The 26,982-nt window shown below is 55.2% G+C and carries 19 protein-coding genes, 5 pseudogenes and 2 riboswitches; of the genes and pseudogenes, 6 read left to right on the top strand and 18 right to left on the bottom strand.

What is annotated here, in order from left to right; genetic code table 11:
- Window positions 1-37: 37 nt before the first annotated feature.
- Entirely contained in the window at window positions 38-1,378 is a 1,341-nt protein-coding gene (locus D3H35_RS16745) for a sugar ABC transporter substrate-binding protein (protein ID WP_119150394.1), read from the bottom strand.
- Window positions 1,379-1,820: 442 nt separating this feature from the next.
- Between D3H35_RS16745 and D3H35_RS16740 the strand changes: the two genes are divergently transcribed.
- The gene (locus D3H35_RS16740) at window positions 1,821-2,849 is read left to right on the top strand and encodes a LacI family DNA-binding transcriptional regulator (protein ID WP_119150393.1); all 1,029 of its coding nucleotides are present in this window, start codon (window positions 1,821-1,823) and stop codon (window positions 2,847-2,849) included.
- A gap of 5 nt (window positions 2,850-2,854) precedes the next feature.
- Window positions 2,855-4,864: a glycoside hydrolase family 15 protein gene (locus tag D3H35_RS16735; RefSeq protein WP_119151188.1), complete on the top strand. Its 2,010-nt coding sequence runs from the start codon at window positions 2,855-2,857 to the stop codon at window positions 4,862-4,864.
- Here D3H35_RS16735 and D3H35_RS16730 read toward each other — a convergent pair.
- The 14 genes and pseudogenes from D3H35_RS16730 to D3H35_RS16665 form a co-directional block, all read right to left on the bottom strand.
- Window positions 4,849-5,670: an alpha/beta hydrolase family protein gene (locus tag D3H35_RS16730; protein ID WP_119150392.1), complete on the bottom strand. Its 822-nt coding sequence runs from the start codon at window positions 5,668-5,670 to the stop codon at window positions 4,849-4,851. The two genes, D3H35_RS16735 and D3H35_RS16730, sit on opposite strands and share 16 nt — an antisense overlap.
- A gap of 344 nt (window positions 5,671-6,014) precedes the next feature.
- Window positions 6,015-7,274 carry a phosphoribosylamine--glycine ligase gene (gene purD, locus D3H35_RS16725; RefSeq protein ID WP_119150391.1) on the bottom strand — a complete coding sequence of 420 codons (1,260 nt, stop codon included), beginning with the start codon at window positions 7,272-7,274 and terminating at the stop codon, window positions 6,015-6,017.
- A 428-nt stretch (window positions 7,275-7,702) separates the two neighbouring features.
- Window positions 7,703-9,250 carry a bifunctional phosphoribosylaminoimidazolecarboxamide formyltransferase/IMP cyclohydrolase gene (gene purH, locus D3H35_RS16720; RefSeq protein WP_119150390.1) on the bottom strand — a complete coding sequence of 516 codons (1,548 nt, stop codon included), beginning with the start codon at window positions 9,248-9,250 and terminating at the stop codon, window positions 7,703-7,705.
- A 16-nt stretch (window positions 9,251-9,266) separates the two neighbouring features.
- Window positions 9,267-9,881, bottom strand: a complete 615-nt coding sequence (gene purN, locus D3H35_RS16715; protein WP_119151187.1) for a phosphoribosylglycinamide formyltransferase — start codon at window positions 9,879-9,881, stop codon at window positions 9,267-9,269.
- Window positions 9,878-10,924 carry a phosphoribosylformylglycinamidine cyclo-ligase gene (purM, locus tag D3H35_RS16710; protein WP_119150389.1) on the bottom strand — a complete coding sequence of 349 codons (1,047 nt, stop codon included), beginning with the start codon at window positions 10,922-10,924 and terminating at the stop codon, window positions 9,878-9,880. Before purM ends, purN begins: the two co-directional genes overlap by 4 nt.
- Before the next feature lie 250 nt (window positions 10,925-11,174).
- Window positions 11,175-12,697, bottom strand: a pseudogene (gene purF, locus D3H35_RS16705) (amidophosphoribosyltransferase).
- A pseudogene (gene purL / locus D3H35_RS16700) lies at window positions 12,679-14,924 on the bottom strand (phosphoribosylformylglycinamidine synthase subunit PurL). The pseudogenes purF and purL overlap by 19 nt, the downstream one beginning before the upstream one ends.
- Window positions 14,921-15,612, bottom strand: a pseudogene (purQ, locus tag D3H35_RS16695) (phosphoribosylformylglycinamidine synthase subunit PurQ). Before purQ ends, purL begins: the two co-directional pseudogenes overlap by 4 nt.
- 6 nt (window positions 15,613-15,618) lie before the next feature.
- The gene (gene purS / locus D3H35_RS16690) at window positions 15,619-15,861 is read right to left on the bottom strand and encodes a phosphoribosylformylglycinamidine synthase subunit PurS (RefSeq protein ID WP_119150388.1); all 243 of its coding nucleotides are present in this window, start codon (window positions 15,859-15,861) and stop codon (window positions 15,619-15,621) included.
- 33 nt (window positions 15,862-15,894) lie between these two features.
- The gene (locus tag D3H35_RS16685; RefSeq protein WP_119150387.1) at window positions 15,895-16,788 is read right to left on the bottom strand and encodes a phosphoribosylaminoimidazolesuccinocarboxamide synthase; all 894 of its coding nucleotides are present in this window, start codon (window positions 16,786-16,788) and stop codon (window positions 15,895-15,897) included.
- Window positions 16,789-16,802: 14 nt separating this feature from the next.
- Window positions 16,803-18,098 (bottom strand): adenylosuccinate lyase, encoded by a 1,296-nt coding sequence (gene purB, locus D3H35_RS16680; protein WP_119150386.1) that lies wholly within the window; start codon window positions 18,096-18,098, stop codon window positions 16,803-16,805.
- Window positions 18,099-18,104: 6 nt separating this feature from the next.
- Entirely contained in the window at window positions 18,105-19,334 is a 1,230-nt protein-coding gene (purK, locus tag D3H35_RS16675; protein WP_119150385.1) for a 5-(carboxyamino)imidazole ribonucleotide synthase, read from the bottom strand.
- Entirely contained in the window at window positions 19,331-19,819 is a 489-nt protein-coding gene (gene purE, locus D3H35_RS16670; RefSeq protein ID WP_119150384.1) for a 5-(carboxyamino)imidazole ribonucleotide mutase, read from the bottom strand. The genes purK and purE overlap by 4 nt, the downstream gene beginning before the upstream one ends.
- A 182-nt stretch (window positions 19,820-20,001) precedes the next feature.
- Window positions 20,002-20,100, bottom strand: a riboswitch (purine riboswitch).
- A 421-nt stretch (window positions 20,101-20,521) separates the two neighbouring features.
- Window positions 20,522-21,931 (bottom strand): NCS2 family permease, encoded by a 1,410-nt coding sequence (locus D3H35_RS16665; RefSeq protein WP_119150383.1) that lies wholly within the window; start codon window positions 21,929-21,931, stop codon window positions 20,522-20,524.
- Between the two features lie 149 nt (window positions 21,932-22,080).
- Window positions 22,081-22,181, bottom strand: a riboswitch (purine riboswitch).
- Window positions 22,182-22,295: 114 nt separating this feature from the next.
- Here D3H35_RS16665 and D3H35_RS16660 point away from each other — a divergent pair.
- From D3H35_RS16660 to D3H35_RS16650, 3 genes are all read left to right on the top strand, one after another.
- A complete protein-coding gene (locus D3H35_RS16660; protein WP_119150382.1) occupies window positions 22,296-22,622 on the top strand; it encodes a hypothetical protein in 327 nt (108 codons plus the stop codon).
- Between the two features lie 94 nt (window positions 22,623-22,716).
- A complete protein-coding gene (locus D3H35_RS30805; RefSeq protein ID WP_158594143.1) occupies window positions 22,717-22,887 on the top strand; it encodes a hypothetical protein in 171 nt (56 codons plus the stop codon).
- Window positions 22,888-22,975: 88 nt separating this feature from the next.
- Window positions 22,976-23,422, top strand: coding sequence for a hypothetical protein (locus D3H35_RS16650; protein WP_119150380.1), 447 nt, complete (start codon window positions 22,976-22,978; stop codon window positions 23,420-23,422).
- Window positions 23,423-23,443: 21 nt separating this feature from the next.
- On the opposite strand, the pseudogene guaA reads toward D3H35_RS16650, so the two are convergent.
- From guaA to bcp, 3 genes and pseudogenes are all read right to left on the bottom strand, one after another.
- Window positions 23,444-24,545: pseudogene (guaA, locus tag D3H35_RS16645) on the bottom strand (glutamine-hydrolyzing GMP synthase); the annotation flags it as partial.
- A gap of 113 nt (window positions 24,546-24,658) precedes the next feature.
- Window positions 24,659-24,950: pseudogene (locus D3H35_RS34870) on the bottom strand (glutamine amidotransferase-related protein); the annotation flags it as partial.
- A 200-nt stretch (window positions 24,951-25,150) separates the two neighbouring features.
- Window positions 25,151-25,633: a thioredoxin-dependent thiol peroxidase gene (gene bcp, locus D3H35_RS16640; RefSeq protein WP_119150379.1), complete on the bottom strand. Its 483-nt coding sequence runs from the start codon at window positions 25,631-25,633 to the stop codon at window positions 25,151-25,153.
- Window positions 25,634-25,786: 153 nt separating this feature from the next.
- Here bcp and D3H35_RS16635 point away from each other — a divergent pair, with 153 nt between their 5' ends.
- Window positions 25,787-26,455, top strand: coding sequence for a winged helix-turn-helix domain-containing protein (locus D3H35_RS16635; protein WP_119150378.1), 669 nt, complete (start codon window positions 25,787-25,789; stop codon window positions 26,453-26,455).
- The last annotated feature ends 527 nt before the right edge of the window (window positions 26,456-26,982 follow it).

Genomic DNA, 26,982 nt, shown 5'->3' with positions numbered 1-26,982 from the left:
CACCAATCATTTTATCAAACCATTTGAATCCGAGTTATTACTTGGATTGGGAAATGAGCGTTTTCATATCCGCAACGGATTTGTCCAGAGCGGTTTTTGCGTCAACGCCATCATCCCAGATTGGCGAGAAGAGGTTGCCCATCGTTGCAGTCCAGAACGCAGCCGTTTCTGGAATCGAAGGCATAACTTCTACGTTTTTGAATTGCTCGAGGAAGCCTTTAACAAGCTCGTTGTCTTTGATAGCTGGATCTTCTTCCAAGCCTGCGCGGGCAGGAACTACGCCAGCGATTTGGTACAATTTAACGGCAGCATCTTGGCTGGATACGAAGTGCGCGAACAATTTCGCAGCATTCGGGTATTGAGTAAAGGAGCTTACGAAGTAAGCTTGAACGCCGGCGAAAGGCTTAGGAGCTTTGCCGTTTGGCATTGGAGGCAATGGAACTACGCCGACATCAAAGCCAAGTTTTTCTTTCGTGAACGTTCCGAGCTGCCAAATTCCGTCCAAATCGATTGCCAGTTTTTGTTTTTGGAACAGCTCCGTTTTGTAATCGGACGTAGCGGTTGCCATTTTGATTGGCAATACTTCTTTCATGCTTTGGATGAATTTGATACCTTCAATAGCGCCTTCGTTATTCAGACCGATATCCGTAGGATCCGTTCCGTTTTTACCGAACAAGTAACCGCCGCTGCCTGCAAGGAAGCCCCAGTTAAAGTAGGAGTCGTCAAGTTTCCACATGACGCCGTATTTTTTCTGGCTGGCATCGGTAAATCCTTTGGAGAATGCTTTGATCGCATCCCAGGAAGCGAGATCTTCTGGTTTTACGAGCGATTTGTTATAGAAGAGCGCCGAAGTTTCCATGTTACGCGGGTAGCCGTAGAGGATGCCATCCGTAGTCGTAACCGCATCGACGGACTGTTTAACGAAGTTTGCTTTCGTGTCGTCCGCAAAGATATCGTTTGGCAGGATTACGCCTGCTTGTACCGCTCTGTCCAAGTTGTCGTGCGGAAGTACGAAGACGTCGGCGCCAACGCCGGCAGGACCGTCTTTTTGAATTTTGTTCAGCGCGTCGGCGGAACCAACTTTTTGGTATTCGACTTTTACGCCGTATTTCTCTTCGAACTCTTTACCCAGTGTTTCGACATACTTTTGTTGCTCTTGCGCGGACCAAACGACCAGTTTCGCGCCGTCTTCCGGTTTCGGCTCATCTGCCGGAGCTTCGGAAGCTGGAGTCGTGGAAGCAGGTGCAGACGAAGTTGGAGATGCCGCAGGGCCGGATGCAGAAGGAGATGCATTGGTGTTCGAGTTGCCGCCTCCGCAAGCTGCGAGCGAAAGCGCGAGCAGCGACAGGGTGGAGATTGTAGCCAATTGCTTTTTCATTCTTTTTTGTCCCCTCTCTTTAACTCAATCGGATGTACGTTTTGCGCAAACGTTTGAATAGCTGGTGAAAGCGTTAGTTGAAACTCACAACTTAGGCCAGTTTTCAATCGTTTGGAAGCGCTTAACGTCTTGCATCTTTACTATACACCATTTCGATCGATTGTAAATACGTTTGCACAAGCTAATTTCCAGATTTTTTTCCCGCATCTCTTTCATTTTCTCTAAATATCTCGTCAATACTACAAAATTCATGTATAGCATAAAAATGTTATTTCCTATTATAAATGATGCTTTGCCAGATGCATTTTCCCCCTTGTGCTTCGATTGTGCAAACTCCCGTTTACAACCTCTTAATGTTCATGTAACATATATTTTGTATTTAGTCGGCTTTTCCCTAGATGTTATAGCTGTTCAAACGGTTGCATAAAAAGTGGAGGTCCTTATGGCGGTCACTATTAAAGATGTTGCCAAGAAAGCCGGCGTCTCTCCTTCCACCGTATCGCGCGTATTGTCGAACCACCCTCGTATAAGCAGGGAGACGACGCGCAAAGTGAAAGAAATCATGGAAGAGATGGGCTATCATTCGAATATCATGGCTCGCAGTCTGGTTTCGAATAAGACGTACACGCTGGGAATGGTTCTGCCCCGGCCCGCGGAAGAATTGTTTCAAAATCAGTTTTTCGCAGAGAATATCAGAGGTATTACTACGCAAGCCTCTCGCAACGGCTTCGACGTGCTCATGACTGCCGGCCATTCCGAGCAAGATGAACTGGAAGCGGTTACCAGGCTTGTCAAAGGCCGTCGAGTGGACGGCATCATCTTGCTGCAATCGCGCAAGAACGATCCGATCATCGTATTTTTGAAAAAAGAAGAGTTTCCTTTCATTCTGATCGGCCATTACGGCGACGACGATATTTTGTGCGTCGACAACGATAATATACAAGCTTCCTTCGATGCGACCATGCATTTGATTTCGCAAGGTCACGAAAGGATCGGCTTCGTTAGCGGCCCGCCGAATTTGACCGTATCTCAAGATCGTTTAGAAGGTTACCGGAAAGCGCTTGCAGAAAATGGTCTCCGCATGCTCTCCGAGTGGATCGTCGAAGGTGAATTTTTGCAGGAAAGCGGCTACCGGGCCATGTCTTTCTTCATGAATTTGCCGGAGAGGCCTACCGCGTTGGTCGTTATCGACGATATCGTCACTTTCGGCATTTTGCGCGGACTTACCGAGCTTGGCTTCAAAGTCCCGCAAGATCTTAGCCTGGTCAGCTTCAACAACATCACGTTGGCCGAGCTGTCTTCCCCGCCGCTTACGAGCATCGATATCGGCATTTATCAGTTGGGCTACATGGCCTCACAGCTGCTCATTCGGCAGATTCAAGGCGATAAGCCTCAGTTGCTGCGCACGATCGTGCCGCACAGGCTTTTCGTTCGCGAATCTTCCCTCAATCTAAAACGCAATTGGAGTTGAACATTATGTCATCCTATCTCGAAAAGAAACCCTATCTTGTTGATGCCGTTGTCGGAAATTCCCGTTTTCTCGCTTCCTTGCTCCATACTGGCCGAATCGTGCGGTTCTGGTGGCCGCACGTCGACTTCCCTCAACACGCGGATACGCTCAGAAGCGGCATTCGTCTCGCAGGCCACGAGCGCACCTCGTGGTTCGACGGCACCGGGGACGGTTGGAACCATTCGTCGGCATACGTACCGAAAACCAATATTTTTTCCGTTACGGCCGAATCGGGAAGCATTCCTGTAAAAGTGCAATCCGAGACGTACGCCGTTCCGGGAGAGGATCTTCTCATCCTCGATTATCAGCTGACGAATACGAGCGACCAAGCGATCTCTTTCTCGTTCTCGTTCTATTCCTCGATTGCCGTCGCCGAGAGTCCGTTCTACCAAACGACGCAGTTCCATCACGGATCGGATTCCATCGTCCATTTCCGCCACGATCACTATTTTGCTGTCTCGAGCGCAAACGTGTGCGCCAAATATCAAGCCGGGCACGCCTGGGACAATGCGAACAGCGGCTCGCTCAACGGCGACGATATTCAAATGGCTTCGGACAGCGCAATGGATTGGTCGTTCGACAATGTCGCTCCCGGACAAACCGTTCGCCATACCGTTTACCTCGCTGCCGCCCACAAGCTTGACGATGCGGCAGCCCTGCTCGGCAAAGCCAAGGAAATCGGCATCGACGCTTGGCGCGAGAGCACGTCCCGTTACTGGATCGACTTTGTCGCGACGGCTTCTTCTTGCCCGATCAATCGTCCCGATCTTCAAGAGCTTTACGAGCGCTCCGTGCTGACGATGAAGCTGATGTCCGACGAAAAAACGGGAAGCATTATTGCCGCTCCCGAATTCGACGAGCGCTTCTCGGTTTGCGGCGGCTACGCCTATTGCTGGGGACGCGATGCGGCCTTCATTACGACCGCTCTGGACAAAGCGGGCTTGCTCGATATGTCCACCCGTTTCTACGAATGGACGCTTACCGCACAAGACTCCGACGGAGCTTGGCAGCAGCGCCATTATCACGACGGCTCTATCGCTCCGTCGTGGGGTCTCCAAATCGATGAAGGCTCATCTATCCTGTGGGGGATGTACCAGCACTATTTGGCTCTTCCGGCAAACTCTCGCGAGGAGTTCCTGAAGCTGGTCTGGGATGCCGTTCGCAGCGGAGCCGAGTTCCTCACCAGTTCGATTAACGAAAGCAACGGCTTGCCAATCGCCAGCAAAGACCTGTGGGAAGAACGCGAAGGGCAGCACACTTACTCTTCCGCAGCCGTCTATGCAGGTCTTAAAGCGGCGGCGTCCTTTGCAGGGCTCGTTCGCGAGTCGGAGCTCGAAGCCAAATGGGCGGGCATTGCAGACGGCATCTCCAAGCAAATCGTTTCCTTGTGCTGGAACGAAGAGCAAGGCGTATTCTACCGCGGCGTTCAATTAACCGTGGACAAATATAAATACGAGCAAGCCGCAAACGCCGGCCTGCCCGTATCGGAAATCGTCGACGGAAAAGGATATTCCCGCTATCGTCTGGGTTTCGACCCAATCGTCGATGTCAGCTTGCTAGGCATTTCCGTTCCATTCGACGTCGTCTCGCCAGACAATCGTCAAGCAGTGCTGACCGCGGACGCTGTCGAACGCGCCTTGACCGTGCCTGGAGTAGGAGGCATCAAGCGCTACGAGGACGATAACTATATCGGCGGCAACCCATGGATTTTGACGACGCTCTGGCTGGCGCAATATCGCGCCCGCAACGGTCAAGTATCCGAAGCCGAGAAGCTTCTCGAATGGTCCGTCGAGCACCGCACGTCAAGCGGCCTGCTTCCGGAGCAAGTCGACAAGAACAGCGGAGAAACCGCTTGGGTAGTTCCGCTGACTTGGTCTCACGCTATGTTTATTCTTACCGTTCACTTGATTGCTGACGCTCGTAATGCGGAAAGCAGCCATGCGCAAAACGAGCCGTCCGCTCAAATACTCCAATGATGCCAATTTTGCTGCCGTTCGTCATGACCGCCGAGCCAATCGGCGGTTGAACGGATCAGCTCTTGCTTATGCTCGCCTCGAGTATACGTATGATCGGCTTGAAAAATAATGTTCTTGTCGCAGCGGCCTTCTCCTCGCAGCCAGAACGTTTTCTCGAGAAGAAAGCTGTAATCCGCCGGTATGACGTCGTCGCTCGTACCGTGTGCGATGAATACGTCTCCGTGAAATTTCTGCGCTTCCTGAAAAGGCTGATGCTGCTGCAACGATTCGAAGAAGTCCGGCTTGAGGGTATACCCCGAATAGTCGGACTTTCCTTTTGTTACGGCTTCGTCGTACGTTTTGCGGCCTACTATGCGAACGATGTCGTTAAACGGATAGCCGACCGGCGACCAGAGGGCGAGCGACTTGATTCTACGATCGCGAGTCGCGGTCAGAAGCGCTGCCGCTCCTCCCAAGCTGTGCCCCAGCAGCGTGATGCGCAGAGGGTCTACGATGTCCAGACCGAGCGCATAATCGAGGACCGAACGCGTTTGCGAGATCATCGACTCGAGCCCATGCTCGCCGTATACCCCTTCGCTTTCCCCGCATCCGGCAAAATCGAAACGAATGACGAGAAAGCCCCGATCCGCAAGCTCGCGTCCGGTCAACACGAATAAACGGTCTACCCCGATACGGCTTCCTACAAAGCCGTGATTAATAATAACGAGAGGCAGCTTTCCGACCGGCAGCTTGCTATCTGCTGCCGGGTAATGAATCGTCGCTGCCAAGGTCAAATCTTCATGCCTGATATTCAAAGGTCTCTCCATAAGGGAGGCCTCCTTTCGTGCTTTCATTTATAATTATTTAATCCTTTAATTCCGATAAAAATACTATGTATTAACATTATCATCACAGCTTTGCTCTGTCAATAGTTGCGCTAAAGTTTTGGGATTCTGGGAAAAGTAACGATATGCTGAAAAAAGAGGAGGCTTGTCTCATGAAATCGTTCGTGGATTGGTTGTCCCAGCATACGCTGACAGCGTTGTTAATAGCCGGAACCGTATATGCCGTCTGGTTCGTCATCGCTCATCGCAAATCCATCTTTTACAAAGAATGAACCGCCAAAACGGATGTTGTCCGTTCGGCGGTTCATTATGTCGTAGCGCATTCGCTAAACCAATGCTTTGGCAGCGATGTCGATTCGGTTGTGCTTGCCCTTGAACGTAATCCGTTCGGCGGCCTCATAGGCCTGCTCTCGCGCCGCCTTGATGTCGGGGCCTCGGCCTACTATGCCGAGCACTCGACCGCCGTTAGTAACGATCTCTCCGTCCTTGACAGCCGTTCCGGCATGGAATACAAGCGCATCTCCCGCCTCGTCCAGCCCTTTAATCGGCAACCCCTTAGGATAAGAGCCAGGATAGCCTTCCGATGCGAGTACGACGCATACAGCCGCGTCATCGCTCCAGGCAATGTCGATTTCGTTCAAGCGACCGTTGATGGAAGCGAGGAAAATATCGAGCAGGTCCGTCTGCAGCCTAGGCAGAACGACTTGCGTCTCGGGGTCGCCAAAGCGCGCATTGAATTCGATCGTCTTCGGACCGTCCTTCGTAATCATCAAGCCCGCAAACAGAACGCCGCGGAACGGTCTTCCTTCGGACACCATTGCCTTGGCCGTCGGAATGACGATGTTCTCAATCGCTTCGTCAATAATAGCCTGGTCAATGTGCGGCAACGGGGAGTAAGTGCCCATACCGCCTGTATTCGGTCCTTTGTCGCCGTCGAAGACAGGCTTGTGGTCTTGAGCGGGCGACATTGGACGAACGGTCTCGCCATCGACGAACGCGAGAATCGACATCTCCTGGCCTTCAAGAAACTCCTCGATAACGACTTTGTCCCCAGCCGAGCCGAAAGACTTGTCGACCATCGTCTCCTGCAGCGCCTTCTCGGCTTCCTCGCGGCTGAAGCATACGGTGACGCCTTTGCCTGCGGCCAAACCGTCCGCTTTGATGACGATAGGAAGCTCTTGCTTCCGCAAGTAGTCCAGCGCCGTCTCGTAGTCGGTGAACGTCTCGTATTTAGCGGTTGGAATGTCGTACTTTCGCAGAAGGTTTTTCATAAAAATTTTGCTGCCTTCGATCTCAGCGGCGTTGCGTCGAGGGCCGTATACGGGAATGCGCTTGGCTTCGAACGCATCGACGATTCCCGCTGCCAGCGGATCGTCAGGACCAACAACGACGAGATCGATCGCGTTATCCTGCGCGAATTGCACGAGCCGATCGAACTCCAATTCCGTAATATCAACGTTTTCCGCCAATTGTGCCGTTCCTGCGTTTCCAGGAGCGCAATAGATCCGCTTCACTTTGTCGCTGCGCTTCAGCGACCAGATAATGGCGTGCTCCCGGCCGCCCCGGCCGATGACGAGAATTTGCATGGTAATAGTTCCTCCCGCTAATAGGTCGCAGCCCCCTATAGTTTGGAGCGCGCGATTGAGTGTTTGTTGCAGTAATAGAGCGATTTTATCGCGTTATTGGGGCTCGGGCGGATCGTGCGAATACGATAAGATGATTTGTTCGTCTTATCTGCTCGCCATCGGAGCGCCGGCGGTATTTTGGGATGTATAAGGTGAGTTTGTCGCTTTATTCGGACGTGAAGTGAAGACTTGGGAGGATACAAGACGAAAAATTCGTCTTATTTCGCTCCTCGCTCTCCTCCTATTCCGAGTAGCATGCCATTCCGCACATTACCTACACTCCATGCGATCCTAAAACCTGCACACCGCACTAGCCAACTCGTCTCCGCCCATGTGAACTCGAAAGGCAGGACAACGCTTGCCGCGTCTGCCCTGCCTGCGAACGATGATTAGTGCTTGAAGTGACGAACGCCCGTCAGCACCATCGCGATTCCATTCGCATTAGCGACGGCAATCGATTCGGCGTCCTTGATCGACCCGCCCGGTTGGATGACCGCGGTGATGCCGGCTTGGGCAGCCAGCTCCAGCGTATCTCCCATCGGGAAGAACGCGTCCGATGCGAGCACCGCTCCGCGTGCCTTCTCGCCCGCTTGCTCAATGGCGATGCGTGCCGCACCTACGCGGTTCATCTGGCCGGCGCCCACGCCAACCGTCATGTTGTCGGACGCGAGCAAGATCGCGTTCGACTTGACGTGCTTGACGACTTTCCACGCGAACAGCAGCTGCTTAAGCTCTTCCTCCGTCGGCTTGCGGTCGGTTACAACCTGAATGTCCGCCTCTGACAAGCTGTGAACGTCGCTCTGCTGAACGAGCATGCCGCCTTCGACGCTCGTGACGAGCCAATCGGATTTCCGTTCGGATGCCGAAGCTACTTCTCCCATGCGCATCAAACGAATGTTTTTCTTCTTCTTCAAAATTTCAAGCGCCTCCGGAGTGAAATCCGGCGCGATGACGATTTCGAGGAAAATGTCGTTCAGACGAGCAGCCGTCTCGGCTCCGATTACGCGGTTGGCCGCCACGATGCCGCCGAAGATGGACGTTGGATCCGCTTCGTACGCCTTCACGTAAGCTTCATCGATGTCGCGACCGATGCCTACGCCGCAAGGGTTCATATGCTTGACCGCGACGACTGCCGGCTCGTCGAATTCCTTGACGATGGCCAGCGCCGCATTCGCATCGTTAATGTTGTTATAGGAAAGCTCTTTGCCATGAAGCTGCTCCGCCGTTGTGATGTTGCCCGAGGAAGCCAGCGGCTTGCGATAGAACGCCGCGTTCTGATGCGGATTTTCGCCGTAACGAAGCTCTTGCACCTTCTCGTACGTCACCGTCAATTTTTCCGGCAGCGGGTCGTCAAGCTGCTTGGCGAAATATTCGGAGATGAGCGAGTCGTATGCCGCCGTATGACGGAACACCTTGGCTGCAAGACGTTTGCGAGTCTCGAGCGTCGTATCGCCGCCGGCGCGAATCTCATCCAACACATTGGCGTAATCGCCCGCGTCGACGACAACCGTTACGAACGCGTGGTTTTTCGCCGCGCTGCGCAGCATCGTCGGCCCGCCAATGTCGATGTTTTCGATAGCGTCTTCATAAGAAACGTCCGGCTTGCTGATCGTTTCCTTGAACGGATACAAGTTAACGACGACGAAATCGATATAATCGAGCCCAAGCTCTTCCATCGCTTTGCGGTGCTCCGCATCGTCGCGTACGGCAAGCAATCCGCTGTGAACCGCCGGGTGCAGCGTCTTCACGCGCCCGTCGAGAATTTCTGGAAAACCCGTTACTTCCGAAATACCGATGACGGGCACGTTCTCTTTTTCCAGCAACGTCTTCGTGCCGCCCGTCGAAATGACTTCCACGCCTAACTGAGCGAGCTCCCGGCAAAACTCCACAATGCCCGTTTTGTCGGATACGCTGACCAGCGCCCTACGATTCGCCACTCTAGCCCCTTCTTTCTTATGAGTTATGGATGGTAACTTTGCGGTCTTCTAAGAGAACTTTTCCTTCCGCGATCAAACGCACCGTATCCGGCAGCAATACATGCTCTTCCGCCTGAATGCGGGCATACAGCGTATCTTCCGTATCGTCGCCCAGTACTTCGACCGCTCGCTGAGCGATAATCGGGCCGGTATCCATGCCTCCGTCCACGTAGTGCACGGTCACGCCAGTCACTTTGACGCCTGCTGCGAGCGCCTGTCTGGCCGCATGAAGGCCCGGAAAGGACGGCAGCAGCGACGGATGAATGTTAATGAGCTTACCGTAATAAGGCTCCACCAGCACCGGCGTAATAAGCCGCATGTACCCGGCCATAACGATAAGATCGATGCCGAGTTCAAGCAGCTTGTTCAAAATTTCCTGTTCATACGCTTCACGTGAGGGATAATCCTTCGGGTTGAACGCGAATGTATCGATTCCTAAGGATTCGGCGCGCTCCACCACTTTGGCCGAAGGCTTATCGCACACTAGAAGCTCGATTGCGGCGGGAATGCGGCCGTCTCGGGCCGCCTCCGCCAGCTTCTGAAAGTTGCTGCCGCTGCCCGAGGCCATCACGGCAATTTTGAATGCGCTCATTTCCACTCGACTCCATCGAACGTTACGATTTTGCTTCCTTCCGTCACTTGCCCGATCAAGTAAGCTTTCTCGCCCAGCTCTTTAGCGATGGACAAAGCTTGCTCCGCTTGTTCCGCAGGAACGACTAGCACCATGCCGACACCCATGTTGAACGTCGTATACATGTCGCGGTCGGTAATGGAGCCATCGCGCTGCATGACGTCGAAAATCGCGTGAACCGGCCAAGAGCCGCTCTTAATGTCGACATTAACGCCTTCCGGCAGCACGCGCGGAATGTTCTCGATGAAGCCGCCGCCGGTAATGTGCGCCATACCTTTGATCTGAATGGATTCAAGCAGCTTCAAAATCTGCTTTACATAGATGCGGGTAGGCTCGATGAGCACTTCGCCAAGCGTCTTGCCATCGAGCTCCGGCAGCTTCTGATCCAGGGAATAGCCTTGCTGCTCCAGCAGCAGGCGGCGTACGAGGGAGAAGCCGTTGGAGTGGATGCCGCTCGAAGCGAGCCCGATGACCGCGTCTCCAGGCTTGATCGTCGATCCGTCGATCGCTTTCGGTTTGTCTACGATACCTACGGTGAAGCCGGCGATGTCGTATTCGCCATCCTGGTACATGCCCGGCATTTCCGCCGTTTCGCCGCCGATCAACGCACAGCCTGCTTGTTCGCAGCCGTCGGCTATGCCTTTGACGATCGCTTCGATCTTCTCCGGAACCAGCTTGCCGCAGGCCAAATAGTCGAGGAAAAACAACGGCTCGGCGCCTGTTACGATGACGTCGTTCACGCACATGGCGACGGCGTCGATGCCGATCGTATCATGCTTGTCCATCTGGAACGCGAGCTTCAGCTTCGTGCCGACTCCGTCCGTTCCCGAGACGAGCACCGGCTCCTCGTACTTGTCCTTGTTGAGCCCGAACAGCCCGCCGAATCCGCCGAGACCGGTCAGCACTTCCGGACGGAACGTTCTTTTGACGTGCTTCTTCATCCGTTCGACGGCTTCGTTGCCCGCGGCTATGTCGACGCCGGCCTGTTTGTACGCTTCGGACACTGTGGTTCCTCCTAGATAAGTCGCTATTAACTGCAAAGGTTACATCTAATCTTGCTGGAAGGCTATCGTTCGTGCGGCGAACGGTAAAATGTACATCTAATTTCGGCTGATTCGATGAAAAGAGGGGGCTGCGACGACAATAAGTGCACATTATGCAGTTAAGTCGGCGGCCCAGTCTCTTTTCGAGTAAATTAGCTGTACAAAATACAGTTCGTCACTCGTTTGTTGGTGCTGTTGGTGCACACTTGCGTCAGTCGCAGCTGCAGGAGGTCGCTTTGGCGTGCTCGAACTCCACCTGGGTCGGGTAATCGTTCGTGAAGCAGCCGAGGCACAGGCCGCGGTTCTTCTCGCCGTCATGCCCGCCTACCGAGTCGATCAAGCCTTGATCGCTCAGGAAATAGAGAGAATCCGCGTTGATCGCCTTGCGGATCTCTTCGACCGTCTTGCTCGATGCGATCAGGTCGCGTCGATCAGGCGTGTCGATTCCGTAGTAACAAGGGTTGGCAAAAGGCGGCGAAGTAATGCGCACGTGAACTTCGAGCGCTCCCGCCTCCCTCAGCAGGTTGACGATGCGCAGCGACGTCGTGCCCCGGACGATAGAATCGTCGATCATAACGACGCGCTTGCCTTCGACGACTTTGCGCACGGCGGACAGCTTCATCTTGACACCCTTCTCGCGAAGCTCCTGAGAAGGCTGGATGAACGTCCGGCCCGTATATTTATTTTTGATAAGGCCGAGCTCGTAAGGGATGCCCGTTTGCTCCGCATAGCCGATAGCGGCCGAAATGCTGGAGTCCGGAACGCCGGTGACGATATCCGCGTCGACGAACGATTCGACGGCAAGCTGCCGTCCCATCCGCTTGCGCGAAGTGTGCAGGTTGATCGTGCCGATGTCGCTGTCCGGACGCGCGAAGTAAATGTACTCCATCGCGCAGACGGCGCGCTGATTGTTCTCCGACGCATAACGATCCTCGTGAAGGCCGTCTTTGTCGAGCACGAGCAGCTCGCCCGGCTGAACGTCGCGTACGTATTCCGCGCCGATCGTCTCGAACGCGCACGTCTCCGACGAGAAAATATAAGCGTTGCCCAGACGTCCCATCACCATAGGACGCAGACCGTTCGGATCGCAAGCCGCGATCAGCTTGTCCTTCGTCATAATGAGGAAAGCGAAGCCTCCGACAAGGCGGGAGAAAGCTTCCCGAACCGCTTCGACAAGCGGCTTCGGAGACCGCGCGATCAAATGCGCGATAACTTCGGTGTCGCTCGTCGTCTGGAAGATCGAGCCCGATTCCTCCAGCTCGCGGCGAATGATCGGCTCGTTCACGAGATTGCCGTTCGTGCATACCGCGAGGTCGCCCTCGCGATATTTGAACACCAGCGGCTGCGCGTTCGCCAGCTTGCTCGCGCCCGCTGTCGAATAGCGCACGTGACCGATCGCGTTCGTGCCCGTCAAGGAGACGAGGCGGTCGCGGTCGAACACTTCCTTCACGAGTCCCATTCCGCGATGATAGTGGAACTCGCCTTCGTTCGACGTGCAAATGCCGCAGCTTTCTTCGCCCCTATGCTGCAGGGCGTGCAAACCGTAGTAAGAAAGGGACGCCGCATCGGGATGTCCGAACACCCGAACACGCCGCATTCTTCCTTAAGCTTGTCGAAAATATCGTCCCGACCGTTGCCTTCGTTGTAGTAGTCTCCGGTCCACAAGCGCGGCACCTTCGTCCCCCCGTTCGTTACGCGTGATGTTTCGGTTGCGATTATTTTTGCATCCGGCATGGGATTGCTTCCTTCCATTCATGGCGAAGCTCGGCGACGGCAGCATCGATAGCGACGTGTCCGCCGACCGAAATCGTCAGGCGATCGCCGCCGACCGTACCGATGCGGGCGAACGCCACGCCTTGCTCCGACAGCCAGGCGGACAGCTCATCCGCGCGCTCCGGCTTGGCCGACAACAGAATGCGCGATTGCGATTCGCTGAACAACGCGAGGTCGGGACGAAGAGCAGGCGTCCATTCGACCATGGCGCCAAGACCGCGCTCGAAGCTGGATTCAGCCAACGCGGCGGCAAGTCCGCCTTCGGACAAGTCGTGTGCCGAAGCGACGATACCGCGCTGGATCGCGCCAAGCACCGCGCCTTGAACCGCTTTTTCCGTCGCGAGGTCAAGCTCGGGCGGACGGCCTTCCGTTACGCCGTGAACGGCGTATTGGAATTCGCTTCCGCCGATTTCGGCTTTCGTCTCTCCGAGCAGGAAGATAACGTCGCCGGCAGCTTTGAACGATTGCGTCGTAATATGATCGGTGTCGTGAACGAGGCCGACCATGCCGACGACCGGCGTCGGGTAGATGGCGCCCTTCACGCTCTCGTTATAGAGCGATACGTTGCCGCCAATAACCGGCGTCTCGAGGAAGCGGCAAGCTTCGGCCATGCCGTCGACCGCTTTCTCCATTTGCCAGAACACTTCCGGCTTCTCCGGCGAACCGAAGTTCAGGTTGTCGGTAATCGCAAGCGGCTCGCCGCCGGAGCAGACGATATTGCGTGCCGCTTCCGCGACCGCGATACGCCCGCCGACTTCCGGATCGAGATAGACGTAACGGCCGTTGCAGTCCGTCGTCATGGCAAGACCTTTGCGCGTGCCGCGAATCGTGACGACGGCGGCGTCCGAGCCGGGAACGACCGCGGTCGACGTGCGAACCTGGTAGTCGTATTGGCTGTAAACCCACTCTTTCGACGCGAGAGACGGGGAGCCGAGCACTTTTTTGAGCGCGCCGGTCAAGTCCGTCACTTGCTCGTAGCCGTTCGTATCGATGGAGCCGTTTTTCAAATAATATTCAGGAACTTTGGACGGCTTCTCGTAGATCGGGCAGTCGTCGACAAGCGCTTTGACCGGCATGTCCGCTACTTGCTCGCCTTGGTGGAACAAGCGGAGACGTCCGTCGTCGGTTACTTTGCCGACCTTCGCGCAGTGCAAGCCCCAGCGCTCGAAAATCGCCTTGGCTTGCGCTTCGTGATGCGGCTCGGTAACGAACAGCATCCGCTCCTGCGACTCGGAGAGCATCATTTCGTAGGCGGTCATGCCTTCTTCGCGTTGCGGCACCTCGTCGAGGTACAGCTCCATGCCGTTGCCGGCTTTGCTCGCCATCTCGGCGCTGGAGCAAGTAAGTCCCGCCGCGCCCATATCTTGAATTCCCAGCACGATGCCGGAATCGATCAGCTCAAGCGTCGCTTCCATAACGAGCTTCTCCATAAACGGATCGCCGACTTGAACGGCGGAGCGCTTCGCTTCGGAAGCCGCCGTCAAATCCTCGGACGCGAACGTCGCTCCGTGGATGCCGTCGCGGCCGGTGGCCGGTCCGACGTAGAACACCGGGTTGCCGACGCCTTTGGCGACGCCGCGCTGAATTTTGTCGTGGTCGATGAGGCCGACGCACATCGCGTTGACGAGCGGGTTGCCTTCGTAAGCTTCGTCGAACATAACCTCACCAGCAACCGTCGGGATGCCGATGCAGTTGCCGTAGCCCGCGATTCCGCTAACGACATTGGAGAACAAGTAGCGAACGCGCTCGTTGTCCAGCTTGCCGAAGCGAAGCGAGTTCAGCATGGCAACCGGACGCGCGCCCATCGAGAAGATGTCGCGGATAATGCCGCCCACGCCCGTTGCGGCCCTTGATAAGGCTCGACCGCGGATGGATGGTTGTGCGATTCGATCTTGAACACGACCGCCTGGTTGTCGCCGATGTCCACGATGCCCGCGCCTTCGCCGGGTCCCATAAGAACCTTCGGTCCGCTGATCGGGAACCGCTTCAGCAGCGGCTTCGAATTCTTGTATGCGCAATGCTCCGACCACATAACGCTGAAAACGCCGATCTCGGTGTAGTTGGGCTGACGGCCCATAAACCCGCAAATAAGCTCGTACTCGCTGTCGGACACGCCGAATTGCTTGTATATTTTTTGCTCAGCGATCTGTTGAACCGTCGGTTCCTTCGCTGCCGTCGTCTGGCTCATTGTGCTGCCTCCTTCGCCCTGCTGCCGAGAAATGCGTTCAATACCGACGAGAACATGCGCGCGCCGTCAGCCGATCCGAGCAGCTCGCTAACCGCGCGCTCCGGATGCGGCATCATGCCGACGACATTGCCTCTCTCGTTGCAAATGCCGGCAATGTTGTCCAGCGAGCCGTTCGGATTTTCTCCCGCATAGCGGAATACGATCTGGTTGTTCGCCTTCAGGCTGGCCAAAGTCTCTTCGTCGCAAATATAGTTGCCTTCTCCGTGAGCGATCGGAATTTGCACAACGTCACCCGCCTTGTAGTCGTTCGTAAAAGCGGTCGTTGCGTTCTCGACGACGAGGTCGACGGGATGGCAACGGAATTTGAGGTTGTTGTTCCGAATGAGAGCGCCCGGTAGAAGCCCCGCTTCAGTCAAAATTTGGAATCCGTTGCAGACGCCAAGAATGAACTTGCCTTGCTCGGCCGCTTTGCGAACCTCTTCCATGACCGGCGCGAAGCGCGCGATAGCGCCGCAGCGGAGATAGTCGCCGTAGGAAAATCCCCGGGAACGAGAATCGCATCATATTGAGACAGATCGGTGGCCGTGTGCCACACGTAATCGACAGGCTGCTGAACGACGTCCTCGACCGCTTTGAGCATGTCGATGTCGCAGTTGGAGCCCGGAAACACGAGAACCGCGAATTTCATGAGCTCCTAGTCCTCCAGTTCGTAACGGTAGTCTTCGACGACGGTGTTCGCGAGCAGCTTTTCGCACATCGCTGCCAGACGTTCCTCCGCGTGCGCGCGGTCGTTCGTGCCCAGATCGATTTCGAGGTATTTGCCGATGCGAACCTTGCCGACTTCGTCGAAGCCCATCGTGTGCAATGCGCCCTGCACGGCGTTGCCTTGCGGGTCGAGCACGTTCTGCTTGATCGTTACGTAAACTTTGGCTTTCATGTGTGGGGTTCTCCTCCCGTATATGAGAAAAATTTAGTTCGCGCGATCTCCCGCAAGTCTGCGGTAAATATCCTTGTAACGAGCGCTCGTCGTTTCGACGACTTCATCCGGAAGCCGCGGCGGCGGGCTGTTCTTGTCCCAATCCGAGTTCGCGAGATAAGCCCGAACCGGTTCTTTGTCCATGCTGTCGATCTCGATGTCGAGAGCGTATTTCTCCTCCGCCCAGAAGCGCGAGGAGTCCGGAGTGAACAACTCGTCGATCAGAATGATATCGTCGCCGATAAGTCCGAATTCGAATTTGCAATCCGCGAGAATGATGCCCCGCTCGGCGCAGAAGTCGCGGCCGAACGCATACAGCTTAAGACTACGGTCGCGCAGAGCTTCCGATAGCTCCGCTCCTACACGGCGCGCCATTTCCTCGAACGGAATGTCCTCGTCGTGTCCGATGTCGTTTTTGCCCGCCGGAGTGAAGATGGGCTGCTCCAGCTTGCCGTTCTTGCGAAGCCCTTCCGGCAGCTTGATGCCGTTCACTTCGCCGTTTGTCTGGTATTGCCGCCAGCCGCCGCCGGTAATATATCCCCGAACGACGCACTCGATGTCGATCCGTTTCGCTTTCCGGGTCACCATGATGCGGCCTTCGAGCTTTTCCGGTGCCGTTACGAGGTCGCCCAGCTTGTACGCATCTGTGTGGATGACGTGATTCTCTTGCAAGGCGGCCGTTTGCTCGAACCAATAAGCGCTCAGCCCGTTCAGAACCCGGCCCTTATCCGGAACAGCCGGGTCGAGCACGTAATCGAAAGCGGATATGCGGTCGGTCACGACGATCAGCAGTTGGTCGCCAAGGTCGTACAGCTCGCGAACCTTGCCTTTGTGAATAAGAGGCGCGTTAACGAGCCCTTCTGCGGTGGACAATGCTTCCGTTGCCATTGCGACAAGCCCCCTTATTTCAAGCCGAGACGATCGAAAATGGTGTCGACGTGCTTCAGATGCCACGTAGGGTTGAAGCAGTCGGAGATTTCTTCGGCGGACAACAGCTCGGTAATTTCCTTGGTCGACTCGACGATTTCGCGGAAATCGCGGCGTTCTTCCCAAGCTTGCATCGCGCGCGGCTGTACGGTGTCGTAAGCTTGCTCGCGGCTGAACCCTTTGTCGATCAGCTTCGTCAGAACGCGGCCCGAGAACGGGACATTGTAAGTGCTCCGCATATTGCGCAGCATGTTCTCCGGGAATACGGTCAAGTTTTTCACGATGTTGCCGAACCGGTTCAGCATATAGTTGAGGAGCATGGTAGCGTCCGGCAAAATAATGCGTTCGGCGGACGAGTGCGAAATATCGCGTTCGTGCCACAGCGGAACGTTCTCGTAAGCCGTCAGCATGTGGCCGCGAATGACGCGCGACAAGCCGCTCATGTTCTCGCAGCCGATCGGGTTGCGCTTGTGCGGCATTGCGGACGAGCCTTTTTGCCCTTTGGCGAACGGCTCCTCCACCTCGCGGAATTCGCTCTTCTGCAAGCCGCGGATTTCGGTCGCGAACTTATCGATGGAGGTTGCGATCAGCGCCAGCGTCGCCATATATTCCGCATGACGGTCGCGCTGGAGCGTCTGCGTCGAGATCGGAGCCGGCGTAATGCCCAGCTTCTGGCAAGTAAACTGCTCGACCAAAGGATCGATGTTCGCGTACGTGCCGACCGCTCCGGACATTTTGCCGAATTGAACGCCGTCCGCCGCGCGCTCGAAGCGCTCCAGATTACGTTTCATTTCCTCGTGCCATAACGCCAGCTTCAAGCCGAAGGTGGTCGGTTCCGCGTGAACGCCGTGGGTACGGCCCATCATCGGAGTATCTTTATAACGAATCGCTTGCTCCCGCAGGATGGCGATAAAGTTCTCGATGTCTCGCTTCAGAATAACGTTTGCTTGCTTGAGCAGGTAACCGAGAGCGGTGTCGACGACATCGGTTGAAGTGAGGCCGTAATGGACCCATTTGCGCTCGGCGCCAAGGCTCTCGGATACAGCGCGGGTGAAGGCGATAACGTCATGGCGCGTTTCAAGCTCGATCTCGTAAATGCGGTCGATGTCGAACTTCGCGTTCTTCCGAAGCTCCACGGTGTCTTCCTTCGGAATGTGGCCGAGCTCCGCCCAAGCCTCGCATGCGCACAGCTCGACTTCGAGCCAAGCCTGGAATTTGTTCTGTTCCGTCCATATTGCCCGCATTTCGGGGCGGCTGTAACGATCAATCATGATGGCTTAAACCCTCCATATTATCGACTCTTCAATCCACGCGAGCGCCGCATCGACGCTGCCGGCCAGTACGTTAAAATGACCCATCTTGCGCTTGTTCTTCGCTTCCGCCTTGCCGTATAGATGCAGCTTTGGAGTAACCCCTAGCTTCTCGGCCTCATTGCAACCCGTTGCAATTCGATCCATAAGCGTGTCCATATGCTCCCCTAGAAGGTTGACCATGACGACCGGAGTCATCAAAGCCGTATCTCCGAGAGGCAAATCGCAGATGGCCCGGATGTGCTGCTCGAACTGCGACGTTCGGCACGCTTCCATCGTGTAATGCCCGGAATTGTGCGGCCTCGGCGCCAGCTCGTTCACGAACAGCGTTCCGTCCGAGGCCAGGAACATCTCCACGGCGATCAGACCGACGACTCCGAGCGTCTCGGCAATCGAGATCGCCATCCGCTCGGCCTCTGCCCGAACCGATCCCGGTATGCGCGCCGGAACGATGGACAGATGCAGTATATTATCAACGTGCTCGTTCTCGGCGGGAGGGAACGTTCGAATTTCGCCCGATGGCCTCCGCGCCGCGATGACGGAAATTTCCTTGTCGAATACGATAAATTTTTCGAGAACGAGCTCGGTTCCCGTTCGGCTCGCTTCCGGCCAAGCTTTCTCTAGGTCGGCTTCGGAACGAAGCACCCATTGGCCTTTGCCGTCGTACCCGCCGGTGGCGGTTTTCAGCACCGCAGGCAGACCGAGACGAGCCGCCGCTTCGCGCAGTCCTTCCAGACTGGCGATCTCCGCGTAAGGCGCGACGCGCGCCCCCGCGGCTTCGATCGCTCTCTTCTCGCGAAGGCGATGCTGCGTCGTGTATAGGAGCGCGCTCCCTTGCGGAACATACGACTCCTTCTCCAGCATCGAAGCAACGTCCGCATTCACGTTCTCGAACTCGTACGTGATGACGTCCGAACGGCGCGCCAATTCGAGCGCGGCTTCCCTACTGTCGTAATCGGCCACGATTTGCTCAGCCGTCTGGCCGCACGGGCTGTCCGGCGTCGGATCGAGCGTTACGAACCGGTAGCCCATACGGCTGCCCGCGTGCGCGAGCATCCGTCCGAGCTGTCCTCCGCCGAGAATTCCAATCGTCGACCCCGGCAATATCTTCTTCGAAGGAGCTGGTACGGCGCAGCCCTCATCCGTGCAAATTTCCCCGCCCTCGAACAGACCGTCCAACCGCTCTATTCCGCTCATGACGGCAGCTCCGCGTTATCAAGCACGTCTTGCGTAATCCGTTCGCGACGCGCCGCCACGCGGGCTTGCACCTCCGAATCGAACGAGCCGATCATCTGCGCGGCCAGCAAGCCGGCGTTCGTAGCGCCGGCCGCTCCGATGGCGACGGTCGCCACCGGGATGCCGCCCGGCATTTGCACGATCGACAGCAACGAATCAAGCCCGTTCAGCGCTTTCGACTGAACAGGCACCCCGATGACGGGAAGGACGGTTTTGGCCGCTACCATCCCCGGCAAATGCGCGGCGCCGCCGGCGCCCGCGATAATGACTTTCAAGCCGCGTTCCGCGGCGGTTTCCGCATATTCGAACATCAGGTCCGGCGTTCGGTGAGCCGAAACGACTTTCTTCTCGTATGGCACGCCAAGCTCGTCCAGAATGTCGCAAGCCTTCTTCATCGTTTCCCAGTCCGACGTGCTTCCCATGATGACGCCGACAAGTGCCGACATGATTCCACCCTTCCCTGTGTTCCATCTTGGCTTTCTTTATGAACCTCGACATGAAAAAAGATCGATAGGGATAACGTCAGTATTCCCAAATCGACCCTCGAGTTCTCCGCTTCCGCTCGACAATCCCCGGGATGCCGACAAGAGGAAGCCCGAACCCGTTACGGTCCGCGCTTCGATATTGGCGTCGTCTGAGATTGCCGCGTAGTCCGGAAATTAGGGTTTCCGGGTAGAGACGTTCGGGCCGATTCCCGACCTATACGCGATAGTTATCACCGTGCTAAGAGACAGGTCAAACTGCCTTTTATGAACGCTTTCTAGTGTACCTCAGCGCGATTCGCCTGTCAAACAAATACGAACGCTAATATAACATTCAAATATTAATGTTCGGATTTGGACACAACCATTTTCATTTGCCATTTAAATCGTGAAACGACAAGGAAATTCAGGCCGTTCGGGCTTCTTTTTTCCTTGCTATACATTGAAGCGTTGGCGTTCCGACGTACGGCCTGTGATGCCGGTACAGCCGCACGGGAATTTCCATCACGCTGTTCTACAGCGAATATACGATTAATATCGAACGGTGTAAAGTGTCCCCTACCCAAAACAGCAACTTTCCGTGCATAGTTAAAACCCCGCTCCGCCTTCGATGTCCGAAAGCGAAACGGGGTTGGGAGCTCCCAAGTTATTTCATCGCGATACCGATTAGCCTTGTGAACCGATAAACGCGTAACGAGCGACAACGAGAATCGCCAAAATCCACATCAGCCAGTGAACTTTGTATTTCCCTTTTCCGAACAGGTTGACCATGGTTGCCAGAACGACGTAGGATACGATACCGAACGAAATTCCGTTAGCGATATTGTACGTGAATGGCATAAGCACGATGGTCAAAAACGAAGGAATCGCGATCGTATAATCTTGGAAATCGATATTTTTGACCGACTGAAGCATGAGCAGTCCGACAATAATCAATGCGGCCGCGGTAGCGGAGCCCGGAATGAGGTTCACGATCGGCGCAAGGAACAGGGCGAGCAAGAAGAACACGCCGGTAGATACCGCAGTCAAGCCCGTACGTCCGCCTTCCGCAACGCCTGCGGCGCTTTCGACATAAGCCGTCGTCGTGCTCGTACCGAGAAGTGCGCCGCCGCTGACGGCTACGGCATCGACGAGCATCGCTTTGCCGACGCGCTTGTTGCCCTCTTCCGGATTTTTCATCAGACCGGCGCGGTTGGCCGTTCCGACCAGCGTTCCGAACGTATCGAACAGCTCGACGAAAGTGAACGTGGCGACAATGGAGATTAGACCTGTCTGGAATACGCCGTCCCAATCGAAATTGGCGAAAGCGACTTCACTCAGGTTCGGAATCCAAGGAGTAACATCGGTATTAATCGTAGTGGACACATAATCCGAGCCAAGAATAATGCCGATTAGCGTCGTTCCGAGAATACCGAACAGGATAGCTCCTTTGACTCTCAGCACCATCAGGATGGAGATGAGAATCAAGCCGATCAGAACCAATTGAACGCCCGGAGATTCCAGAGAGCCCATGTGGAACACCGTTTCAAAGAAAGCGACGTCCGTAAACTTTCCTTTGGCGATATCGCTTCCCGCCTCGACTCCGACGGTCAGCAGTCCGCTGTTTTTCAAGCCGATAATGGTGATGAACAATCCGATTCCGACCGTAATCGCGTGCTTTAGACCTTCCGGCATCGCAACGAGCAGCATCTGACGAACTTTAGTAACGGTAAGCAGAATGAAAATGAGCCCCGAAATAAAAACGGCGGTCAGAGCGATCTCGAACGTTACGGGCTTTCCCGTAGCCGACGAGCTCAAAATGACGGAAGCAAAGTAAGCGTTGAGCCCCATTCCCGGAGCGAGCGCTACAGGGAAGTTGACGAAAATCCCCATTGCGATCGTGAAAATTCCCGCTGCCAGCGCGGTAGCCAGGAAGATCGGGTACCATTCTCCGCCCGTCGCCCCCGAGCCGAACGCGCTCAGCGTATTCGGGTTTACTGCCAAAATGTACGCCATGGTCATAAATGTAGTTAAACCGGCCATGATTTCCGTGCGTACGTTCGTTCCCAGTTCCTTCAGCTTAAAGAAACGCTCCATGGTTTCGACAAGCTCCTTCCAAAATTTTAGGATCATAATGGAAAACCAAGACAGAACAAACAAAAAACCCAGAAGATATCGATATCCCCTAGGTTCCGCACAACCGGGAAAAACCATGCAGGCCGAAAAGAGCGCGCTTCTCTCCGCTGCAAGCTTCTTCCACTTTCCGTAGCCAGATCATTTGCGGTGACCTCGTAGAGACTTCCGGGCCTATCCCCGGAATTATACGAAAAGATCTATTCAGTTGTTGACTTTCCACAACTCATTCTAGGACCAGGTGCTTATTCTGTCAATCGTTTTTCACGAATATTGTAAACGTTTTACTAAATTCAATGTTCGGAAAATACTGGACATTCACAGGCGATTGCTTCAACAAACAGAAGAGAGACTGCCCGGCAAAACCCGAACGATCGGGTTGGCGTCCGACGCCCGACTACGTTGCCGCTCGGTTGTTCGAGAACGGCTTACCGGAATTCGCATGCGCTCGTTTGGTCGCGTAACCGGCTCCGGTTGGGCTACTCGGGCGGCGAACTTCCGCATGGAGGAATTAACCGGCTTGGGTTGGGCTACTCGGGCGGTGAACGTGCGCATGGAGGAATTAACCGGCTACGGTTGGGCTACTCGGGCGGCGAACTTGCGCACGGAGGAATTAACCGGCTTGGGTTGGGCTACTCGGGCGACGGACGTGTGAATGTGGAAATAACCGGCTTGGGTTGGGCTACTCGGGCGGCGAACGTGCGTATGGAGGAAATAACGGCCTGGGTTGGGCTACTCGGGCGGCGAACTTGCGCACGGAGGAATTAACCGGCTTGGGTTGGGCTACTGGATCGGCGGACGTGCGCATGGAGGAAATAACCAGCTCCGGTTGGGCTACTCGGGCGGCGAACGTGCGCATGAAGGAAATAACCGGCTACGGTTGGCTACTCGGGCGGCGAACGTGCGCATGGAGGAAATAACCAGCTCCGGTTGGGCTACTCGGGCGGCGGACGTGAGTATGAAGGAAATAACCGGCTACGGTTGGCTACTCGGGCGGCGAACGTGCGCATGAAGGAATTAACCGGCTTGGGTTGGACTACTCGGGCGGCGAACGTACGCATGGAGGAATTAACCGGCTACGGTTGGGCTACTCGGGCGGCGAACGTGCGCATGGAGGAATTAACCGGCTACGGTTGGGCTACTCGGGCGGTGAACGTGCGCATGAAGGAATTAACCGGCTACGGTTGGGCTACTCGGGCGGTGGACTTGCGCATGGAGGAATTAACCGGCTACGGTTGGGCTACTCGGGCGGTGAACGTGCGCATGAAGGAATTAACCGGCTACGGTTGGGCTACTCGGGCGGTGGACTTGCGCATGGAGGAAATAACCAGCTTGAGTTGGGCTACTGGATCGGCAGACGTGCGCATGGAGGAAATATTCGGCTGCAGTCGAGGTAAATGCGGCGAAGTAAAAGTCCACGCAAAAAACCGCCGGATTGCCCGGCGGTTTCAATAGCCACTTCGCTGTCTGCCAGAGTTATTCCCACTCGATCGTGGCCGGCGGCTTCGACGTGATGTCGTAAACGATCCGATTCACGTTCTGCACTTCGTTGACGATCCGAACGGAAATTTTCTCAAGTACGTCCACGGGATGCGCGCCCAATCGGCGGTCATACCGTCGATGGAAGTAACGGCGCGGATTCCGACCGTATACGAATACGTCCGTCCGTCTCCATGACACCGACGCTCTTCATGCCCGAAGCGCCGTGAAGTATTGCCACACCTCGCGGTCAAGACGGCTTTCGCGATCTCTTCGCGCAGGATGGCGTCGGATTCGCGCACGATTTCGAGCTTGTCCTCCGTTACTTCCCCAAGCACGCGAATGGCAAGTCCAGGTCCCGGGAACGGTTGACGCAGACGATTTCCGCCGGCAAGCCGCATTCTTCGCCGACCTTGCGCACTTCGTCCTTGAACAAAGCTTTTAACGGCTCGATGAGTTTGAACTTCATGTCTTTCGGCAGCCCGCCTACGTTATGATGCGACTTGATCGTCTGGGCGGTAGCCGTGCCACTCTCGACGATATCCGTGTAGAGCGTGCCTTGCGCAAGATAAGCGAAGTCGTCGAACTTGACCGACTCCTCTTCGAACACTCGAATGAACTCCGTTCCGATGATTTTACGTTTTTGCTCCGGATCGGATACGCCCGCAGCTTGCTCATAAACCGTTCCTTGGCGTCGATTTTCACAACGTTCATATCGAACTTGCCGACGAGGTGTCCATAACGCCTTCCGCTTCGCCTTTGCGCAGCAAGTTATGGTCGATGAACATGCAAGTGAGCTGGTCGCCGATCGCACGATGAATCAGCGCGGCCACAACGGACGAATCGACTCCGCCGGACAATGCGCACAGCACTTTATCGGTACGACCTGCTCGCGGATTTCGCGAACCGTATCCTCGATGAAGGACTCCATGCTCCAATCGCCCGTGCATCCGCATATGCGATACAGGAAGTTTTGATTATTTCGTTGCCGTAGACGGAATGACGCACTCAGGGTGAAACTGCACGGCAAACAGCTTGCGGGATACATCGCTCATCGCCGCGTGCGGAGCATGCTCGTGCTTGCGTCGACGGAGAAGCCCCCGCAGAAGCTCAGACATGTCTCCGTGCTCATCCACCACGTGCTTGCATCCAAATCTCATGCACACTCGGAGCCAGACGAATCAACGTCAGCCTTTGCCGCTATTCCGCTTAGCTTATGGGCAGCCTCAACCTTGCCGCCCAATTGATCGGTAATAAGCTGCATACCGTAGCAGATGCCGAAAATCGGAATACCGAGATCGTAGACGCCCGGATCGACCTTAGGCGCATCCTCGGCATAGACGCTGGACGGTCCGCCGGAGAATACGATTCCCTTCGGTTGAAGCTCGCGAAGCTTGTCCACGGAAGTATTGTAAGGAAGCAGTTCGCTGTAGACGCCAAGATCCCGGATCCGGCGGGCGATAAGCTGATTATATTGGCCCCCGAAATCGAGCACGACGATCATTTCATGCGCTTTGTTAGTCACTTGATAATCCGATCCTTCCTGCAATTGAATGAAGCTATTATAGCTTTACGGCTCCGACAGCGTCAAGGCAAACCGCGCCCCCCAGACAGGCTGAAGCCGCTCACTGCCGCGTTTTCGCCATGGCGATTTCAGTTGCCTCCCAGTTGTACGTGCCGGCCTTCAAAATACATTCCGGCCCCTTACTTCGTCGCCTTTGCAGCCTCAAGCACCGCTTCGATATGCCCCTTGAGCTTAACGTTCCTCCACTCCTTCGCCAGCTTGCCTTTTTTGTCGATCAGGAACGTGGAGCGCACGATGCCCATATATTTTCGCCCGTACAGCTGCTTCTCCTGCCACACTCCATAGGCGTTAGCCGCTTTCAGCTTCTCGTCGGCCAACAGCAAATAGGGCAAGCCCTGCTTTTCGATAAAGCGCAAGTGGGACTTCACCGGGTCCGGACTGATCCCGATCAGCACGGTATCCGCCTCCTCGAAGGCGGAGTGAGCGTCCCGGAACTCGCATGCTTCCTGCGTGCATGTAGGCGTCTGATCCTTCGGATAGAAAAAAAGAATCACCTTGCGCCCGCGAAAATCGCTCAGCTTGACCGTCTCTCCGTTCGAGGCCGGCAGCTTGACGTCAGGAGCTTTTTTGCCTATCTCGATTGATTTGATCGATTCCGTCATAATAAGGCTCCTTTCTGCATCGTTACGCGTGACAAAAAACGAATTTCCATTTATAGTTGTTTTCAAAGAAGAAGCGCGTGAAGCACACCGCTCCGTCCCCGCCTTGGGGATGGGCGGTGTTTTTTTGTATTTTTTTTCGAGGAGGGGCACAGGATGTTTGAAAACCGGCATGCGGAATGGATAGAGAGGCAAGCGAAAAACAGATCGGGCGAGTCTCTGCGGCGGCTTCGGGAGGGACATTCCCACAACGAGAAACTGTTCGCGGAACAAATCTGGTGGCCAGTCATCGGCAGCTTTGAATGTCTGCTTGCCGAGCATGAAGTTCGCAATTATCGGGATGGAAGCTACTTTTTGGACTTTGGCTATGTCCGCCCTCCCTACAAGCTCGATTGGGAAATCGACGATTTCAGCTCGCACGCCAAAAACATTAACCGCCGAAACTTCGACTACGAAAAAGAAAGGCAAAATCAACTCATGCTCGACGGCTGGCAAATTTATCGGTTCTCGCTTGATGCGATCAAGGAACGGCCGAGACATTGCCAGCAATTCGTCCTTCAAGTGCTGGGCAAGCTGTATGGCGGAGCTTCCTCCCAGCCGAACGACATTCCGCTAACTTCACAGCAACGGGACATCATGCGAATGGCCGCGATTGTTCGGCGTGCAATTACTCCCTCGGAGATATGCCGCACGATGAACGTTCATCCCCAAACGGCGCGAAAGCGGCTGTCCGAGCTCGTTCAAGCGGGTCTGCTTGAGCCGGCCTCGGGGGACATTCGCGTGCGCGCCTACAAGCTTGGGCCCAAGGCGGCACAGCGATATTAGTTTGTAAACACCTCGGTACTCCATCGCGCTATCTAGCGTGACAGTGCACGTGCATGCTATCGTCAATAGCTCATACCGTACTGCTGTCTTGGGTACGGACCGCCTATACTGCCACCTAGCTCGTATGTCGGCTATAGCGCATCTCCAAAGTAATCACGCATACCGGCATCCATTGCGCATTCCCAAAGTAATCACGCATACCGGCATCCGTTGCGCATCTCCAAAGTAATCACGCATACCGGCATCCGTTGCGTATCTCCAAAGTAATCACACATACCGCCATCCGTAGCGTATTTCCTGGTAATAACACGATTTTTTCGTCCTATTTCTCTACGGAGCTTCAATCCGGACGGGATAAGACGAAAAAACCACCTTATTTCCACATTTTATATAAAAAGACGCTTCACGCCGCAATATTAGACGAATTTATCGTCTTATTGCTATACAAATGGGCCCCACTGTCCCAATAAGACGAATAAATCGTCTTATTGAGAGCGAGAGATGCCGAGCACCCCTCACGGATTCGA

This window comes from Cohnella faecalis (assembly GCF_003570905.1).
In the GTDB taxonomy this organism is placed as follows: domain Bacteria; phylum Bacillota; class Bacilli; order Paenibacillales; family Paenibacillaceae; genus Cohnella; species Cohnella faecalis.
This window is presented reverse-complemented; position numbering and strand designations above follow the sequence as displayed.